The sequence below is a fragment of the Rhodococcus sp. A14 genome, assembly GCF_011603105.1.
Taxonomy (GTDB): Bacteria; Actinomycetota; Actinomycetes; order Mycobacteriales; family Mycobacteriaceae; genus Rhodococcus_F; species Rhodococcus_F opacus.
This window is the reverse complement of record NZ_JAAOQS010000020.1, coordinates 35,715-53,260: the sequence shown is the minus strand read 5'-3', so window position 1 is coordinate 53,260 and position 17,546 is coordinate 35,715. Positions and strand designations below refer to the sequence as shown.

General features: G+C 66.2%; 16 protein-coding genes, 1 tRNA gene and 1 pseudogene. 6 read left to right on the top strand and 12 right to left on the bottom strand.

Annotated elements, in window-relative coordinates; genetic code table 11:
• From G9373_RS13615 to G9373_RS13595, 5 genes are all read right to left on the bottom strand, one after another.
• Entirely contained in the window at nucleotides 1-1,488 is a 1,488-nt protein-coding gene (locus tag G9373_RS13615) for a penicillin-binding protein 2 (RefSeq protein ID WP_005263445.1), read from the bottom strand.
• The gene (locus G9373_RS13610; protein ID WP_005249076.1) at nucleotides 1,485-2,939 is read right to left on the bottom strand and encodes an FtsW/RodA/SpoVE family cell cycle protein; all 1,455 of its coding nucleotides are present in this window, start codon (nucleotides 2,937-2,939) and stop codon (nucleotides 1,485-1,487) included. Before G9373_RS13610 ends, G9373_RS13615 begins: the two co-directional genes overlap by 4 nt.
• Entirely contained in the window at nucleotides 2,939-4,408 is a 1,470-nt protein-coding gene (locus G9373_RS13605; RefSeq protein WP_167115468.1) for a PP2C family serine/threonine-protein phosphatase, read from the bottom strand. Before G9373_RS13605 ends, G9373_RS13610 begins: the two co-directional genes overlap by 1 nt.
• Nucleotides 4,405-4,869 (bottom strand): FHA domain-containing protein, encoded by a 465-nt coding sequence (locus G9373_RS13600; protein ID WP_005249074.1) that lies wholly within the window; start codon nucleotides 4,867-4,869, stop codon nucleotides 4,405-4,407. The genes G9373_RS13605 and G9373_RS13600 overlap by 4 nt, the downstream gene beginning before the upstream one ends.
• Nucleotides 4,870-5,125: 256 nt before the next feature.
• Nucleotides 5,126-6,430: a DUF3662 and FHA domain-containing protein gene (locus G9373_RS13595; RefSeq protein WP_005263441.1), complete on the bottom strand. Its 1,305-nt coding sequence runs from the start codon at nucleotides 6,428-6,430 to the stop codon at nucleotides 5,126-5,128.
• A gap of 255 nt (nucleotides 6,431-6,685) precedes the next feature.
• On the opposite strand from G9373_RS13595, the gene G9373_RS13590 reads away from it, so the two are divergent.
• From G9373_RS13590 to G9373_RS13570, 5 genes are all read left to right on the top strand, one after another.
• Nucleotides 6,686-6,771, top strand: a tRNA-Leu gene (locus G9373_RS13590).
• Nucleotides 6,772-7,048: 277 nt separating this feature from the next.
• A complete protein-coding gene (locus tag G9373_RS13585) occupies nucleotides 7,049-7,444 on the top strand; it encodes a DUF6292 family protein (RefSeq protein WP_054247679.1) in 396 nt (131 codons plus the stop codon).
• Between the two features lie 54 nt (nucleotides 7,445-7,498).
• Nucleotides 7,499-8,152 carry a hypothetical protein gene (locus G9373_RS13580; RefSeq protein WP_005565381.1) on the top strand — a complete coding sequence of 218 codons (654 nt, stop codon included), beginning with the start codon at nucleotides 7,499-7,501 and terminating at the stop codon, nucleotides 8,150-8,152.
• On the top strand, nucleotides 8,149-8,610 hold the full coding sequence (locus G9373_RS13575; RefSeq protein ID WP_005565380.1) for an RDD family protein: 462 nt from the start codon (nucleotides 8,149-8,151) through the stop codon (nucleotides 8,608-8,610). Before G9373_RS13580 ends, G9373_RS13575 begins: the two co-directional genes overlap by 4 nt.
• A gap of 40 nt (nucleotides 8,611-8,650) precedes the next feature.
• Nucleotides 8,651-9,334 carry a helix-turn-helix domain-containing protein gene (locus G9373_RS13570; protein ID WP_054247677.1) on the top strand — a complete coding sequence of 228 codons (684 nt, stop codon included), beginning with the start codon at nucleotides 8,651-8,653 and terminating at the stop codon, nucleotides 9,332-9,334.
• On the opposite strand, the gene G9373_RS13565 is transcribed toward G9373_RS13570, so the two are convergent.
• On the bottom strand, nucleotides 9,324-9,719 hold the full coding sequence (locus tag G9373_RS13565) for a VOC family protein (RefSeq protein ID WP_206032133.1): 396 nt from the start codon (nucleotides 9,717-9,719) through the stop codon (nucleotides 9,324-9,326). The two genes, G9373_RS13570 and G9373_RS13565, sit on opposite strands and share 11 nt — an antisense overlap.
• A gap of 111 nt (nucleotides 9,720-9,830) precedes the next feature.
• Between G9373_RS13565 and G9373_RS13560 the strand changes: the two genes are divergently transcribed.
• On the top strand, nucleotides 9,831-10,226 hold the full coding sequence (locus tag G9373_RS13560; protein ID WP_183102216.1) for an SRPBCC family protein: 396 nt from the start codon (nucleotides 9,831-9,833) through the stop codon (nucleotides 10,224-10,226).
• 231 nt (nucleotides 10,227-10,457) lie between these two features.
• Here the strand turns inward: G9373_RS13560 and G9373_RS13555 are convergent, their stop codons facing one another.
• From G9373_RS13555 to G9373_RS13535, 6 genes and pseudogenes are all read right to left on the bottom strand, one after another.
• Entirely contained in the window at nucleotides 10,458-10,811 is a 354-nt protein-coding gene (locus G9373_RS13555; RefSeq protein WP_005565372.1) for a hypothetical protein, read from the bottom strand.
• 613 nt (nucleotides 10,812-11,424) lie between these two features.
• Nucleotides 11,425-11,748 (bottom strand): hypothetical protein, encoded by a 324-nt coding sequence (locus G9373_RS13550; RefSeq protein WP_167115464.1) that lies wholly within the window; start codon nucleotides 11,746-11,748, stop codon nucleotides 11,425-11,427.
• A complete protein-coding gene (locus G9373_RS46395) occupies nucleotides 11,730-13,793 on the bottom strand; it encodes an RHS repeat-associated core domain-containing protein (RefSeq protein ID WP_240960485.1) in 2,064 nt (687 codons plus the stop codon). Before G9373_RS46395 ends, G9373_RS13550 begins: the two co-directional genes overlap by 19 nt.
• A gap of 3 nt (nucleotides 13,794-13,796) precedes the next feature.
• Nucleotides 13,797-16,531: pseudogene (locus G9373_RS48175) on the bottom strand (putative T7SS-secreted protein); the annotation flags it as partial.
• Nucleotides 16,528-17,151, bottom strand: a complete 624-nt coding sequence (locus G9373_RS13540; protein ID WP_054247675.1) for a hypothetical protein — start codon at nucleotides 17,149-17,151, stop codon at nucleotides 16,528-16,530. The pseudogene G9373_RS48175 and the gene G9373_RS13540, both read right to left, overlap by 4 nt.
• Nucleotides 17,151-17,528: a hypothetical protein gene (locus tag G9373_RS13535; RefSeq protein WP_167115462.1), complete on the bottom strand. Its 378-nt coding sequence runs from the start codon at nucleotides 17,526-17,528 to the stop codon at nucleotides 17,151-17,153. Before G9373_RS13535 ends, G9373_RS13540 begins: the two co-directional genes overlap by 1 nt.
• Between the last annotated feature and the right edge of the window lie 18 nt (nucleotides 17,529-17,546).

The following is a 17,546-nucleotide window of genomic DNA, read 5'->3' as shown; positions in this document are numbered from 1 at the left end:
TCAGCCCCCTTGTAGTCCGGCTGCGATGACGGCACGGCCGATAGGTGCAGCCACCGAGCCGCCGGTTGCGGCCAGTGCACGATCTCCGCCGTCCTCGACGATGACCGCGATGGCGACGGTCGGGTTCTGGGCGGGTGCGAATCCGATGTACCAGGCGTGGGGCGGGGTGTTCCGAGGGTCGGTCCCGTGCTCGGCGGTGCCCGTCTTGGACGCGATCTGGACGCCCGGGATCTTGCCTTCGCCGCTGGTGTTGTTCTCGGAACCGATCATCAGGTCGGTCAGGGTGGCCGCCACCTGGGACGACATCGCCTGGCCTTCGGAGACCGGGTTGGTGGTCGCGAGGTTGGACAGGTCCGGCCCCTGCAATTCGGATACCAACTGCGGTTGCATCCGCACGCCACCGTTGGCGACGGTAGCCGCGATCATCGCGTTCTGCAGCGGAGTGAGCGCGACGTCTCGCTGGCCGATGCTGCTCTGGCCGAGTGCGGCGTCGTCGGGGATCGATCCGATCGTGCTGTCCGCGACGGGGAACGGGACGCCGGGCATCTGCCCACCGATGCCGAGCGCGCTGGACTGGTCGCTGACGGCGTCGGTGCCGGTCTTGACTCCGAGTTCGACGAACGCCGTGTTGCACGACCGCGCGAACGCCTCACGCAACGACGCGGTGGGGGCACCGCCACACGTGGAGCCGTTGTAGTTCTCGAGCGTCGTGGAGGTGCCGGGAAGGGTGATCTGCGGGGCCGCGGTCAGCTGGGTGTCGGGGGTGGTTCCGGCGGCGAGCGCGGCGGCGGTCACCACCACCTTGAACGTGGAACCGGGCGGGTACGTCTGCGACACCGCACGGTTGATCAGCGGCTTCTCCGGGTCGGCATTCAGGGCCTCCCACGCCGCGGTGGTCTCGGTGCCGTCATGGCTGGCGAGCGAGTTGGGGTCGTAGCTCGGGGTGCTGACCATCGTGAGGATGCGTCCGGTGCTCGGCTCGATCGCCACGACCGAACCGGTGTAGCCCTTAGCCGTCAGCTCGTCGTACGCAACCTGCTGCATGACCGGGTTGATGGTGGTCACCACGTTGCCGCCGCGGGGGTCGCGCCCGGACACGAGGTCGAAGAAGCGTCGTCCGAACAGCCGGTTGTCGGAACCGTTGAGGACCGGGTCCTCGGTCCGCTCGAGACCGGTGCTGCCGTATTGCATCGAGTAGAACCCGGTGACCGGTGCGTTGGCCAGCGGGCTGGACGGTGCCGCCGGGTTGGGCGGGTAGGTGCGCAGGTACTTGTAGCGGTCGTCGGTCGGGACGGACGCCGCGAGCACCTGGCCGGCCGCCGAGATCTGGCCGCGCTGACGCGAGTACTCGTCGAGAAGCACGCGCGAGTTCCGCGGATCGGCCCGCAGGTTGTCCGCCTTGATGACCTGGACGTAGGTGGCGTTGGCGAGGAGGGCGACCACCATCACCATGACGGCGATCGCGACGCGACGCAGAGGTGTGTTCATGAGCGCGGCACCATCTCGGTCGGGGCGTCGGCGATGGGTGCGGGGCCCTTCTTCTTCGGGACGGCCGGCTCACGGGCGGCGTCGGAGATCTTGATCAGGATCGCGAGGAGGAGATAGTTGGCGAGCAGCGACGACCCACCGTACGACATGAACGGCGTGGTCAGCCCGGTGAGGGGGATCAGCTTGGTGACGCCGCCGACCACCACGAACACCTGCACCGCGATCGTGAACGACAAACCGGCCGCGAGCAGCTTGCCGAAGCTGTCCCGGACGGCCAGCGCGGTGCGCAGACCACGGATGACGAGGATCAGGAACAGCATCAAGACGGCGGCGAGACCGATGAGACCGAGCTCCTCACCGATCGTGGCGACGATGAAGTCGGTCTTCGCGAACGGCACCTGGGCGGGCCGTCCGCTGCCGAGTCCCGTTCCGGCGACGCCACCGGTCGCGAGCCCGAACAGCGACTGCGAGATCTGGTAGCCGGTGTTGTTGTAGTCGGCCAGCGGGTCGAGCCAGGTGCTGACGCGGACCCGGACGTGGCCGAACAGCTGGTAGGCGAAGAAGAAGCCGATACCGAGCAGTCCGGCGCCGATCAGCAGCCATCCGACGCGCTCGGTGGCGATGTACAGCATCACGAGCACGGTGCTGAACAGCAGCAGCGACGTGCCGAGGTCCTTCTCCAGCACGAGCACACCCACCGACACCATCCATGCGAGCAGGATGGGTCCGAGGTCGCGGGCGCGGGGGAGGTCGATGCCGAACACGTGCTTGCCTGCGGTGGTGAACAGGTCGCGCTTCGCGACCAGCACCGACGCGAAGAAGATGATCAGAAGGATCTTCGCGAACTCGCCGGGCTGAATGCTGAAGCCGGGGAGGCGGATCCAGATCTTCGCGCCGTTCACCTCGGAGAAGCTGGACGGCAGGATCGCCGGGATGGCGAGGAACACCAGTCCGGCGAGGCCCAGCGTGTAGCTGTAGCGGGCCAGGAGGCGGTAGTCCTTGAGCAGCACCAGCACCGCCACGAAACCGGCGATGGCCAGCGTCGTCCACAGCACCTGCTGGTTGGCGTCCGGCGACGGCACGGGCAACCCGAAGTAGGCGGCGGACTGTGCGTCGGCGAGGTCGAGTCGGTGGATCAGCACCAGTCCGAGGCCGTTGAGCAGCGCGACGATCGGCAGGATCAGCGGGTCGGCGTACGGAGCGAACCGGCGCACCGCGAGATGCGCGATCAGGAACAGCGCCGAATAGGCGGCGGCGTACTTGGCGAGATCCCAGGTGATGCTCTGTTCCTGGCTGGCCTCGACCAGCACCAGCGAGATCGTCGTGATCAGGATCGCGAAACCGATCAGGATCAGCTCGGTGCCCCGACGCGTCGACTGGACGGGGGCTGGCGCGAACCCGCCGGGTGGACTGGGAAACTGCGCCCCCGGTGATGCACTTGCGACCGACATCAGCTAGCCGTCCTGCAGTTCTGACCGGGAACCTGGGTCACGGTCGGCGCCGGGGTGGCGGTCGGAGTCGGGGGTGCGGTCGGCCCCGGAGCGGGCGGTACCTCGGCCGGGGGAACAGGTGCAGGCGCGGGCGGCGGCGTGGTCTCCGGGACGGGTGCCGGCGTCGGTGCCGGCGTCGTCGTCGTGGTGGTGGACGACTCCGGCTCGCAGACCGGAAGCAGATCGTTCTGGGCGAGCCGCGTCATCTGGTTGCGGACGTCGTCGAGCTTGCCCGAGGGCAGCCCGGCACGCACCTGCTCGCGGGCGGACGGCTGGAGGTCGTCGACCTCGAGGATGGTGCACCCGTTCGGCGATTCGGTCGGCGACATCAACGTCAGGTCGCCGGCATCGCTGACACAGCCGACGAGATTCGCTTCCTGCAGCGAGTAACCCAGCACCGAGCCGGGGACTCCGCGCAGCACGGTGACGCGTTCGCCGTCGGCGCCGACGTAGTAGTTGTTGCGGACCAGAGCCCGCCCCACGAAGGCAGCGACGGCGACCACGACGATCAGACCGAGCGCGAGTGCAGCCCACCACATGCGGTGACGCTTCTTCTTCGTCGGCGGTTCCTCGACCTGCGGGACGACCCGCTTCGGGGTGGCCCGCGGCGGACGCATCGCGGCGGCACGCCCCGCGGCCGTGTTGGGCGGCGGGGTGTCCTCTTCGTCGTCGGCGGAGGCGGCACCGGCGACGATGGGGTGGCTCTGCCCGTAGTCGAGGTCGATGACGTCCGCGACGACGACCGTCACGTTGTCCGGGCCGCCGCTGCGCAGGGCGAGTTCGATGAGCCGGTCGGCGCACTCGTCCTGCGAGCCCTCCCGCATCGTGTTCTCGATGGTCTCGTCGCTGACCACGTCCGACAGTCCGTCGGAGCACAGCAGGTAGCGGTCGCCCGCACGCGCCTCGCGGACCGTCAGCGTCGGCTCGATCTCGTTGCCGGTGAGGGCGCGCATGATGAGCGACCGCTGCGGGTGGGTGTGAGCCTGCTCGGCGGTGATCCGTCCCTCGTCGACGAGGGACTGCACGAACGTGTCGTCCCGGGTGATCTGCGCGAGGGAGTCGTCGCGGAGCAGGTAGGCGCGGGAGTCACCGATGTGGACGAGCCCGAGCTTGTTGCCGGAGAACAGGATTGCGGTGAGCGTGGTGCCCATGCCGTCGAGTTCGGGGTCCTCCTCGACGTGGTCGGCGATGGAGTCGTTGCCCTCCCGGGTGGCGGCCTCGAGCTTGCCGAGAAGGTCTTCGCCGGGCTCGTCGTCGTCGAGATGCGCGAGGGCCGCGATCATCAACTGCGACGCGACCTCACCGGCCGCGTGCCCGCCCATGCCGTCCGCGAGCGCCAGCAGGCGGGCCCCGGCGTACACGGAATCTTCGTTGTTGGAACGGACAAGGCCACGGTCGCTGCGGGCGGCATAGCGGAGTACGAGGGTCACGGGCGCAACTCGATTACCGTTTTGCCGACCCGTACGGGGGTACCGAGCGGCACGCGGACAGATGTGGTGACCTTGGCGCGATCCAGATACGTGCCGTTGGTCGAGCCGAGGTCTTCGACGTACCAGTCGGCGCCTCGCGGGGAGAGCCGAGCGTGGCGGGTGGAGGCGTAGTCATCGGTGAGAACGAGGGTGGAGTCGTCGGCCCGGCCGATGAGGACGGGCTGGGTGCCGAGGGTGATGCGCGTGCCGGCGAGGCCGCCCTGCGTCACCACCAGATACTTGGCCGTCTTGGTCTTTCCCAGCGACGGCAGCACATTGCCGCTGCGCGAATATCGGGGCGGCACACGGACGCCGGAGCCGGCGTAGATGTCGCCGCGCAACGCCCGCAGAACGGTCCAGACGAACAGCCACAGCAGGAGCAGGAACCCTGCTCGTGTGAGTTGCAGAATCAAACCTTGCACGGCAGTCCACCTCCTTCTGTGGCCGGAACGTTCGAGGTTCCAGCGTCTTTTTCTGGCAGCATCATAGGGGCAACCCGCACCCTGCGATCAGGATACGGACAGCCCACAACGATACGGAGTCCCCACCGTGTTACGTCCGACACGGGCTCCGACGCGGTGTCGGTCCAGTATCGAAGCCGTCTCGGTTGTGTCTCGGTGAGGGAGTTCGGGATCGGGTATCGGCGGTGTCTACTGGGGGACCTGATTCGGTGGAGCCTCAGAGGATTCGGACCAGGATCTCCGAATGACCTGCCCGGATGATGTCTCCGTCGGCCAGCTGCCAATCCTGCACGGGGGCACCGTTGACGGTGGTTCCGTTCGTGGAGCCGAGGTCGGACAGCATCGCGACCTGTCCGTCCCAGCGAATGTCGATGTGGCGGCGCGACACACCGGTGTCGGGCAGGCGGAACTGTGCCTCCTGGCCGCGGCCGATGATGTTGTTGCCCTCACGCAGCTGGAAGTGGCGTCCGCTGCCGTCCTCGAGCTGCAGCGTCGCCGTGAACGTGTGGCCGTCGGTCGCGTAGGCCTGCTGGCCGTAACCACCCTGGTCGTAGTCGGCGTAGCCCTGCTGGTCGTACGCCTGCTGGTCGTAGCCGCCCTGCTGGTACCCGCCGCGGTCGTAACCCTGGTCGTAGCCCTGCGGCTGCTGGTAGCCGGCGTCGGCGTAGGAACCGTCCGGGTAGCGGGCCGGAGCCGCCTGCTGGTCGTATGCCTGCGGGTCGTAGCCCTGCTGGTAGCCGCCCTGCTGGTAGTCGTAGCCTGCGTCCGCGGGCTGGTCGTAGCCGGGAGCCTGCGCGCCCTGGTCGTACGCCTGGCCGTACGCCGCATCCTGGGGGTACCCGCCGCGCTGGTCGTCGGGGTACTGCTGCTGGTCGTAGCCGCCCTGCTGGTAGCTGCCGCGGTCGTAACCGTTCTGGTAGCCCTGCGGGTACCGCTGGTCCTGACCTGCATGGGCATGACCGTTGCGCGCGTACTGGGGATCGGGATTGCGGTTGCCCGCTGGTTCGCGGCTGGGGTCGTAGCCTGAGTTCTGCGTCATGGGGCCAGCTCCTGGATTCGACGTGACGGGTACAAACGGTGCCTGTGGTCGCGGTGCGGGACCGCCTGGCGGTTCGGGTCGCCCCGGCGTGGCCGCCCCTGGGCGGCCGGCATCCGGATCCACCGAACCCCGGGTGCGGAACTGCCCGGTGTGCAGTGAAGGCGACGGTTCGAACGCGACATGAATGGGACCATACGTCTGCCAGCCCTGGTCGCGAATGAAGTCTTCGAGGTGTCGGGCGAAGGCCTTGACCGTCAAGTCTCTGTCGGCGGCAAGTTCTTCGTGGTCCGAGTTGTTGATGGCGATGACATAGCTGTTCGGCGCGAGCAGGTGCCCACCGTCCAACTGCTGGATTCGGTCGGAGGCTTCCTGTTGAAGCGCGGCCTCCACCTCCTGTGGCACCACGCCGCCGCCGAAGACCCGGGCGAACGCGTCACCCACGGCTCCCTGGAGCTTCCGCTCGAAACGTTGAACTATCCCCATCGGAACCTCCTCACGGTGCCTGGCTGTCGGGCCTTCTGTCCTCGGTGCGCGGTGGCTGTGACGGGACATGTCCGTGTCGCGGCACTGCCGTGCGTGTATCCCACGGTACTGTCATTGCCTCGGGCCACGACACGGGTCTACGCCATTGCATGATAACGGTCTTTGTCTGGACGGGTGTTTTTGTGGCCTTTTCGGGTCCTGACCTGTACGAATCGTAATTTCTGGCGACCTCGTGTTAATGTTTCCGGGTCGCTCGGGCGAGTGGCGGAATGGCAGACGCGCTGGCTTCAGGTGCCAGTGTCCTTCGGGACGTGGGGGTTCAAGTCCCCCTTCGCCCACCACAAGTGATTCTCCGGAATCGCGACATCGAGGCCACGAACTCATGAGTTCGTGGCCTTTGTGTTTTCCCCGCAAGGAGCGGGGTGGCGTATCCCCACCCCAGGGTGGCTACCGGGCGCCCCGTCGCAGCCCGACGATGGAGTAGAAGCCTCGTCGCGAACCTCCGGCCCCTCCGGACCTGAACCCGTCCTCTGGACGGTCCGTGACGAATGACTCGAGTGTGAACCTGCCGTCCGGCTCCTTCCGCTGGGTTTCTGCGAAATCGAGAGTGGGTTGTGTATGAGCATCAGCCAGGTCCGGGCCACCAGCTCGGCGAATGTCGGTGAGTACGTCGGTTCCGTCGCGACGACGGTGGGCGCCCTGTCGGTCGACTGGTGGTGCACCCCCGCTTTCGACGCGGTCGTGACCCTGTCCTGCGAGATCCCCTACTACCGCGGCCGGAAGGCCGTTCTGGCCTGGAACCGCCACTTCGGGTGGTCGCTCGGGGTACACGGACTCACCCAGGGGAACGTGCTGGTGGTCGAGGGACTCGGGTTGGGACCGGCACCGGATCCCGCGCACTGCTCGGATCGGATCGCCGAGTTGATCGCCGAACTCGCCGACTGGGCCCCTCGGCCGGCGTCCGGACAGCCCGCCCCACGTATCGTGCACGGCCCCGGCGCACCCCGCGGGTGACTCAGATTCCGGGAACCCCTGCATCCCCGGCGCAGACCGGCTTGGATTATGACTATGGACGGCAGGAAAGCCCCCGATCCGCTGCGCCTCGCGGCCGGCGTCGCCGCGACTGCCGGCGGTGCGTTGCAACGTGTGATCGGATTCGGCGTCGACACGGCGCGACTCCTGCCGGGCGTCGATCCGCTGCTGGTCACCCTCGAGGAACGCGGCACCCAGACACTCCGCAGCGCGGACGAACTCGCGGATCGGTTGCTGCACGCGGTACTCCGGAGAATCGTGCACGTCGCTCTTCAGGAGGTGGACCTCACCGCGATCGTGCATGATCACGTCGACCTGGACGTCGTCGCCGAGGGCATCGACATCCAGCGCATCATCGACCGGGTGGACATTGATGCCATCGCCGCCCGGGTGGACATCCCGCAGATCCTCGATCGAGTGGATATCGACGCCGTCGCCGCACGGATCGACGTGGATGCGATCGTCGACCGCGTCGACGTGGACTCCGTCATAGGGCGGGTCGACCTGGTGGTTCTGGCCGACACCGTGATCGAGGGCGTGGACCTGCCGCGCATCATCCGTGAGTCGACTGACTCGATGTCGAACGAGGCGGTCCGCGGCGTGCGAAACCAGGGCATGCAGGCCGACGACGCCGTCGCCGGGTTCGTGGGCAAGTGGTTCGGGCGCGGGCACGAACCGGACGATGCATGAGCACGCCGGCGCATCGTGCGGCCGGGATCGTGACCCGCGGACTGGCCGCAGGTATCGACCTGGCGGTCGTCCTGGCCATGATGGGCGGCATCTATGTCGGAGTGTTGTTCCTGCGGTTGCTGTTCTCGCCGCAGGAGTTCTCGTTCCCCGATGCCAATGCCGTGCTCTCCGCGACCTTGTTCATCGGCGTGGCGGTGCTGTACCTGACGGCATGCTGGTCGGTGAGCGGCCGCACCGTCGGTGCCGTGACGATGGGGCTGCGGGTGGTCAGCCGCAACGGTGAACTGATCGGCTGGCTGCGGGCCCTTCTCCGGGCGGTGCTGTGCGTGATGTTCGGGTTCGGATTGCTGTGGGCGGCAGTCGACGGCCGCCGCCGGTCACTGCAGGACATTCTGCTGCGGACCGCCGTCATCTACGACTGGGAGCCCGATCTGCATGTCGGCGAGCCGGAGATCTGACGCCACGCAGAGTGTCATAGCAGCTGCCTAGCATGGGGTCATGTACACGGAGCGGCGGTCGGTGTTCCCCGGCGCTGTGGTGTGGCAGAAGACCGCAGCCGGGGGTGACGCGGCCATCCTGCCCGACGGCTGTATGGACCTCATCTGGATGAACGGTGACGTCGTCGTGGCCGGCCCCGACTCCCGGCCGTATCTCACCCGGAGCCGCGACGGCGACCGTTACGTCGGATTACGTTGTTCCCCAGGCACTCTGCCGGATCTCCTGGGGACGCCGGCGGAGGAGCTGACCAATCTGCGGGTGCCGCTCGCCGAGGTGCTGACAGACCGCGCCACCACGGAGTTTCTGGGCAGGATCGCCGACGACGCCGATCCGGGCCGGGCGCTCGAGGAGTTCGCGAGATCTCGCCGGCTCCTCGGGCCGCCGCCGGACGGCAGGATCCCCGCGATCGCGCGACTTCTGGAGCAGCAGACGTCCGTCCGTGAGGTCGCGGACCGGATCGGTGTCGGCGAGCGCCAACTGCACCGCCTGTGCCGACGGCAATTCGGTTACGGGCCGAAGATGCTGGCCCGGATCCTTCGGTTGCAGTCGGCACTGGGGCTGGCGGATTCATCCATTCCCGCAGCTCAGGCCGCCGGCATGGCGGGGTTCGCCGATCAGGCCCACCTTATCCGCGAGGCGCACGAGTTGACCGGCCGCACGTTCGGTCAGCTGGTCACGGTGTGAGCGCGGCGAACAGGTCGACGGGGTTGCCGTCGGGATCGTCGACGGTGGCGTAACGCTGGCCCCACGGTGCATCCCACGGCTTCTTCCGACCGGTGTAGCCGCCGCCCGTGAACTCGTCGAAGAGCGTGTCGACGTCGGCGGCCGTTCCGCAGTCGAAGGCGAGTCCGATGCGATGCCCGCCGGTCGGTTCGGTCCAGTCGGGTGTGAACGAGCGGATGGTCTCGACCGTGTCCCACAGCAGGCGGACCCCACCGGGAAACTCGAATTCGACGTGCGGTGCCTGATCGGCGTCGGCGGGAATGTCGAGTCCGAGCCGCCGATAGAACGCGAGCGACGTGGGCAGGTCGTGGACGACCAGTTCGATGGCACTGAATGTTGCGGTCATACCGAGAACGCTAACGATCTCAGGCGGACCCGCATTGAAGGTTTCGGACATCGAGCACCGGAGTCCGATTTCTTCAATCACCCGTGCCGTGTAGCGGGGATGCTGGGTGTCATGACCACCGAATCAACCCATGTCAGTGTGTTCATCGCTCGGACCGCCGCCGCCGTGTACGCCTACGCGAGCGACCCCGCCAACCTCCCCGCCTGGGCTTCGGGCCTGAGCACCAACATCACCCGGGACGGCGACCGCTGGCTCGCCGACTCCCCGATGGGACAGGTCGCCGTGACCTTCGCACCCGCCAACGACTACGGCGTCCTCGACCACGACGTCACCCTCCCCAGCGGCGACACCGTCTACAACCCCGTGCGCGTCATCCCCGACGGCGACCACAGCGAAGTCGTCTTCACCATCCGGCGACGCGACGGCGTCACCGCCGACGAATTCGCGCAGGACGCAGCGGCCGTCAACGCCGACCTGCAGAGGTTGAAGGGGTTGCTGGAGGCGTGAGGGGGCCGCGGGACCTCGCGTTTGCATACCGATTGGTCAAACGCGCATGCAATTGCGTGTGAAGCTGACCAAAACGTGTGCGGATGTGGTGACTTCGCTCAGCTATTGCCGCTCGGCGTCAGTGAAAGCCCTCCTGTCGCACATTGGCACACCGATTAGCCAAATGCGGACGCAATCGCGGGTGCAAACAGCAAAACCATGTGCGGATGTCTCGAGAGGCATGTGGTGTCCCTAATGGAGCAAGAGCGAATCCTTAATGTTAATCGTGCCGCCGACGTTGATGTACAAGGTCCCGGCAATTTCGCCCGCTTCGAATTCTATTGCAATGACCAGTGAACCGTAGGTTTCGGCTAGTCGGAGTCGCGTTGCGCCTTCGCGAAAAAGGTCGAAGACAAGATGTGAGAGAACCGAAAACCTGAGCCTGATGGACCGGCCCAGAGGGTCGACGACGAGTTCGACATCTCCACCGCGATCAGTTGATGCGCGAAGGATATAGCCGCCCGGGATATCAGGCAACGGCTGGGACGCTATCTGATGAAATCTCGCCAGTTCGTCAGGAGCGGGTATTTCGAATGGGTGGTACACGGATGTCGAGTCTTACACACCCGCGCACCAATTGGTCATCTGCGCACGCAATTGCGGACGCACATAGCTAAAACGTTCGCGGATGTGACTGACCTCGACGTGCCCTCCGGTTGGCACGAGATTCCGCTATTCGTACCGAAGTGCGGCAGTCGGAATCGTGGCGATGAAGCTCCAATTAGGATTTATCGGCAGAGGTAGGCCAAGGTTGTCGAAGTAGCCGTCATTTCCTCCGTCCATGCCGCCGCAGCTGACAGATAGTCATGAGTGGTGAGGTTCTCGAACTCTTCGGAACTGTTTGCCACTTCAGCTGAGAGTTGACGATGAACTCGATAAGCCCCTCTCGATTGTGGATCTCGCTGGGTATCAGGGCATCAAATTTGTCCACTATTCGGGATTCCATTCCTGTCCGGCTTCAATTTGAAAAATTCAAGCATCTCCCGACCCGATATTCATCTGCAACTGCGACCAGAGTTGCAGTATCGATAGTAACTGCCCTGCGCCACCACTCTCGGCTTCGATCTCGCAATGTTCTCCGTAGTTCACCGAGCCGTTGCTCGGTTTCGGCACGGAACGCATTCGAAAAGATCAAGCGTGGGATAATTTCGACGGCGTCTCAGTGATCGATTCTTTTCAGCAAGCCTTCGCTATAGTATTCAACCTTGGCATCATCAACTAGTTTATCGGCGATCATTTGCGCAAGATTGAGGCCCCGAGTGTCTAATGAACAGATGATAGAGTTCCACTGCTCGCTCGACCGTACCGACATACTCAACGGTATGATTGTCTGGTAATCGGAATTCCAATCGGTGAGCATATTCTGCAATTCCGTGGACAGTCCCAGTTCTGAGGGGCTGGTTGGACCATCTTGTTGGTCGACCAGTGATAGAGCCAGAAAATCAGCCGAAAGCTTTAGATACTTCAACTCCCAGACCTCCATGTTCGGTGAAAAATGAGATTTCGATCCGTATTTGCAGCAATCTCATAATATCCCGGCTGTCCATTGAGGAAACCATCGGCGCGATAGAGCAGAGAACCGTCGTTCTGAACTATCGGTTGCCGCCGCAGTATCTCGTCATCAAATGAGTACGGAAAGTTGTGCCCAGTCGGATCCTCGAGTCCTCTTGCTCGAATCCTTGGGTGATAGTCGTAGTCATGTTCGAACGCTTTCCCGTTTGTCCCATCACACGCCGCCGGCACCAGGCCGAGTGGGTCGGTCCATCCGGTGGGGTTGTGAGGGTAGGTGTTCGGGTTGGGTGAGGGGGCGAGTCCGAGCGGGTCCTGGGTGAGGTATCGGGCGGTGTCGGGGTTGTAGTACCGGTGCAGGTTGTAGTGGAGTCCGGTTTCCGGGTCGTGGTATTGGCCGGGGAAGCGGAGGGGTGTGTCGGTGGCGCCGTGCCAGATGGTGTTTCCCCACAGGTCGGTGGTGGCGTCGGCGACGCGGTCGGCGGTGCGGGGATCGACGAGTTCGACGGGTGTTCCGACGAGGTCGGTGACGATGGCGTAGAACTCGCTGTCGACGGTGCCCTGATCCGACAGACGGTCGATGTCGGAGGTGCGGCTGACGGCCTGGGTGAGCGGGGTGTAGCTGCCGTGCTGGTAATTCCATCGGGTGGTGGTGTCGCCGGAGCTCTGCTCGAGCAGGTGCGTGCCGTCCCACGTGTATCGGATGAGGTCGGCGACGGTGCCGTCGTGGTCGAGTCGTTGTTTGGTGGTGCGCCGGCTGAGGGCGTCGTAGGTGTACTGCCAGTGCCGGCCGTCGGGGGTGGTGACGTCGGTGAGCTGATCGAATGCGTTGTAGCGGTAGTGCCACACGTCAGGTGCATGTGACAGCCGGGTGGTGGTCTTCCGGATCAGACGTCCCACGGCGTCGTAGTGGAATCGGGTGCGGCCGTCGCGGACCAGCAGATTGCCGAGATACTCGCGACGATCCGAACCGGAATCCGTGATGTTGCCGAGCGGATCGTAGCGATACTGCTCGGTGGTATGGCCGTCTTGTACGACAGCGGTGATCCGACCGGCCGGGTCGAGGTCGAAACTGCGTCGGACCAACCTGGACGCGTCCCGCTGGGTGGTGTGGTCGACGAGGTATCCGTCCGGCCGGTATGCGTAACTGTCCTGTCTCAGCGCCCGGGGCTGGACGCTCGGCTCGAGTCCGAGATTCAGGGTCGATGCGGGATGGGCGATCACGTCCTGGTTGGCGAGCTGGCCGCGCGGGGTGTGGTTTCGTCGCACGACGAGTTCTCCGACGCGACAGTCGGTCAATCGGCCGACGGCGTCGTGACCGAAGGCCAGGTGGTGGCCTTCGGTGGTGAGTCCGAGGAGATGCCCCGTGGGATCCCACTGCCAACTCGTATCGCTTCCGGTGGGGCTGTGTCTCGTGGTGCGCCGACCGACCGCGTCGTATTCGAACCGCAACGCCGGGCTGTCGTCGACCGTCTCGCTGACCAACTGCCCGGTCGGGCCGTACGTGAACGTGAGGGAATGGACCGCGCGGTCGCCTGTGCCGGAGACGGCGGTGGTGACGCGTCCCGCGAGGTCGTGCTCGTAGTGGAGATGTTCGCCGGTGTCGGCGCGAACGTCGGTGACGCTGCCGAGAATGTCGTACGCGTGCCAGCGGGTGATGCCGGTGGCGGGGGTGACCGATGCGACGCGACCCACGGTGTCGTACGTGTAAGTAGTTGTGGCGCCGATGAAATCGGTTTCCTCGGCGAGCCGGCCGACCTCATCGTATCGGTAGGACCACGTGGCGCCCAGCGAATTGGTGACGGAGGTCAGTCTTCGCTCCGTGTCCCAGCCGTACGTGGTGGTGCTGCCGTCGGGATCGGTGCGGGCGGCGAGGAGGTCGAACGCGCCGTACTCGTAGAGGGTGGTGGCGCCGACCGCGTCCGTGTGGACCAGGAGGTTGCCCTCCCCGTCGTACGCCCAGGTCTCGACAGCGCCGTCGGGTGAGTGCGCGCGACGAGCTGACCGTCCGCCGACCATCGGTAGGTGGTGGTCTCCCCGGTGGGGTTGGTGACGGTGGTGGGTCGGCCGAACCCGTCCCGGGTGATGCGGGTGACGGCGCCGTTCGCATCCGTGACGGCGGCCGGCAGTCCGGCCCGGACGGATTCGACGAATGTGCGACCCCCGGCCGCGTCGGTGATCGAGGTGAGGCTTCCCGACGCGTCGTACCCGTACCGGGTGCGTGCACCGGCCGCATCGACGACGGCGACGAGGTTTCCCTGCTCATCCCATTCTTGCCGCGACATCGTGCCGTCGGGATGGTGGATCGTCGCCGGTTGGCGGGGGCCGGCGTAGTCGATGGCGACGGCGTGTCCGTCGGGTCGGGTGATCCGGGCGACGTCTCCGTCGGCGGTGTAGAGGTAGCTCGTCGTCGCGCCGTCAGGTCCGACGACTCGCAACGGTTCTCGCCGCGCGTTGTAGTCGGTGTGGGTGCGTGACCCTGCGGCGTCGACGAGGTCCCGCAGCCGCAGGTCGGAGTCGAAACCGTGGACCGTCGCCGCGCCGGTCGAGTCGGTGACGACGGTGACGGAGCCCGTGGACTCCGCGTTGGTGCGGTAGTCGAACTCGGAGTCGAGGATGCCGCCGGTGCCGTTCTGCCGGACTACCCTCCCGTCCGCGTCGTACGTGTTGACCATGCGGTTGCCGTTGCCGTCGACCCACGACAGCATGCGGTTTTCCGCGTCGTACGTGTACCGAGTCGAGCCGCCGTCGCCCTTGACGACGGTGGTGAGTTGCCCGTCGGTGTAGTCGAACCGGCGAACCGGGGTGGCAGTGTCTCCGTCGACGACGGACAACCCCACGATCCGGCCGGACCGTGTGTCGACGAGAACCCGGTAGCCACCGGAGTGCGACACCTCGACGGGGGTCCCGGAAGTGTCGTACCGGAAGAGGATGCGATTGCGGTGGCGGTCGGTGATCGCACTGATTGCGATGTTGCCGAGCGCGGAGTCGAGACCGTCCAGTTCCGGCTTGGGTGTGAAATGCCAGGTGAGTCCGCGGTCGGGGTCGTGAACCCGGTAGCCGCCGGTGTCGGTCCGCGACAGCGGCCAGCGCTGCCCGGAATCCGGCATCACCGGCGTCCCCACCTCGGGGTGCGGATACGTGAGCATGACACCGTCTTCGGCGAGCAGCGTCACCCCCGGTTCCTCGACCACCACGCGCATGTCCACGGTGGCCGACCAGCTCGGACCGAACCAGCGACCGAACCGATAGCCGGAACGATGCCGCCGGCCGAACACCAGTGGCAGCACACCGGGAAGTGTCAGATCGGTTTCGGGGAGCAGGAATTCACCGGTCGCGACGTCGACGGGGTCGCGGCCTTCGCAGTTCTGGTTGCTCGTGCGATCGGTTTCGGGGCCGGCGTCGTGAGCGGCGTCGTTCGCGCCCGAATCCGCACCGGCATGCTCGGCGGGGCCGGGATGGGCAGGTTCGGGACTGCGCGGTTCGGGAGTCGGTGCCGGGTCGGTGCTCGTCGGATGCGTGTCCGCGTGCGGAGTGGGCGAGTCGACGTGCGGGGTGTCGGGCTTCGGGATGTGGCTGACGTCCGCGACGTCGTCGAGGAGTCGGGCACCGATGCCGAGGTCGCCGGCGGTGTCGAGCACGCGGACCGCGGTGCGAGCGCCTGCGACTCCCGCGCCCGCACCGCCGGTGGCGGCGGTGAGCACTGCGTCGCCGGTGAGGCTTCCGGCGAACTCGAGTGGGTTCTTCCGGATGTCGCTGACCATCGTCGAGACCATGGTGCCGGGGTCGGCGGCCGCGACCACGATTCCCGTCGCGAGGTTGGACAGGCCGGCCTGGTATTCGGCCGGATGCGTCATGTTGTAGGTGTCGGTCGGGTTGATCTGCCGGACGAACTGGACGATTCCGCTGAGTCCGGTGAGCAGACCGGAGTAGAAGTTGGCGACGCCCAGGTGCACGCCGTCGGTGGTGTCGGTGAGGTTGTTCATCCACCGTTCGGTGAAGGGCGGCTCCGTGGGGGCTGTCGCGGTGGCGCTGGTCAGTGCACCGGAGACCTGGCCGGCCACGCCGTCGCGGTCCGCTCGGGCGCCGCGCAGGATTTCGCGGGCCTCCTCGCGCATCGCGGTCCAGGTGTCGACGAGTGGGTGGTCTGCCTGTTGCTCACCGGTGAGTGCGTTGTAGGCGGACTTCTTTGCCCTCTCCTCCGCCTCGGCCTGCTTCCATCGCGCCACCGCGTCGGCGGCGCGGGCCTGGGCGGCTTCGACGGTATGACCCCAGGAGACGAGTGTCCGGGCTGCGGAGTTCATCGCGTCGGCCGCGTCGTGCCACAGTGCGGGTTGTTTGTCGAAGATCTCGTTGAATCCGTCAGCCGCGCTGCCCGTCCAATCGGCCGCGTCGACGGTGCGCAGTGCGTCACCGGTGGAGCCGATGCTCGTGGCCAGGTCGGTCAGCGTGGTGGTCGCTTCGGCGATGGCCGACGGCTCACCGCGGATCAGCTGCTCCGGTTCTTCGGTCTGTCCCAGGTCCAGTTCGTCGACGGGTCCACCGGTGGCACTGGCGATGTCGTCACCGAGATCGGTCAGGGTATCTGCGATGCCGTCGGCGCCGACCCGTTGCGCGAGTCCCGCCGCGGCATCGAGGCCCGAATCGGCAGCTTGCCCGACGTTCTCGACGGTGCTCTCGATCGCATTCTCGGCGGCGTCGCCGAAGTCGTCGATCGCACCCTTCGCGTCGTCCCACGTATCACTGAGCCAGCTCACGACGGACCGCCACCAGCCGACATGATCTCGGCGGCCTGCTCCGTTGCGTCGGTGTCCCAGGTTCGTGTGGTGCCCGAATCGAGCATGTCCGCCAGCGGGGAGACATTGGCGAGGGCCTGCGGGCCGACGGCGGCGATGACCTCGTTGTTGGTTGCGATGGTCTGGTCTGCCGCCTCGAACGATTCGAGGCTGTAATCGGCGTTGAGCGTCTGGTTGATCGGATTGTCCGCGAGCGTTTCGCCCCACGTGCGGTCGCTGATCTCGTCGCCGCTGAGGTGGGGGTTGCCGACGCTGTTGGTCCACACCGTTTTCAGCGCATCCGAGTAGACCTGTTCGGTGGTGTAGTAGCTGCCCGCAGCCAGATCGAGGACGCGGGCGATCTCGTTGGCCGACTGCACGAGATGACGGACTCCCCAGGACCACCGTTCCGCGAACTCCTCGAGACTCGTCTGGACCTCCTGCTTCCCGGCTTCCATCGGCGACAGGGCGAGGAGGGAGAACCCGCGCCCCACGGATGCCGTTTCGCCGGTCCCGAGCCCGGACAGTGATTCGGTGATCGCCGTGATGCCCTGCGCCGCCTGGATCAGCACCGACGGGTCGACTTCGAGGTGGTCACCCATCAGGCCACCTCCTCGACTGCCGGCGGGAGGGCCATCGGTGTGGCACCGGCGACGTCGATGACGACCCCGGTCGGGCCGGGAACTGACGGGACGAGGATGTCGAGCAACCGCCACCCGAACACGGTGTGGAAGCGGCACGGCCCGCCCTGTTCGTCGCGGGCGAGCAGATACCGGGCGTATTCCTGCTTGCTGGTGAAGGCGCACACCCAATTCAGTCCGCCGAACGTGCTGGTCAGCAGCCGGCCGTCGCCGGTCAGCGGAATGAGAAGCAGCGCCGAACGGAGGGCGTCGGTCAGCAGCGCCGGCTGGCCGAAACCCTGACGGAACGCGTCCATTTCGGCGAGCAACGCGCTGCAGTCGCCGACGGATTCCCCCATGACAGCCCCCTGATGTCG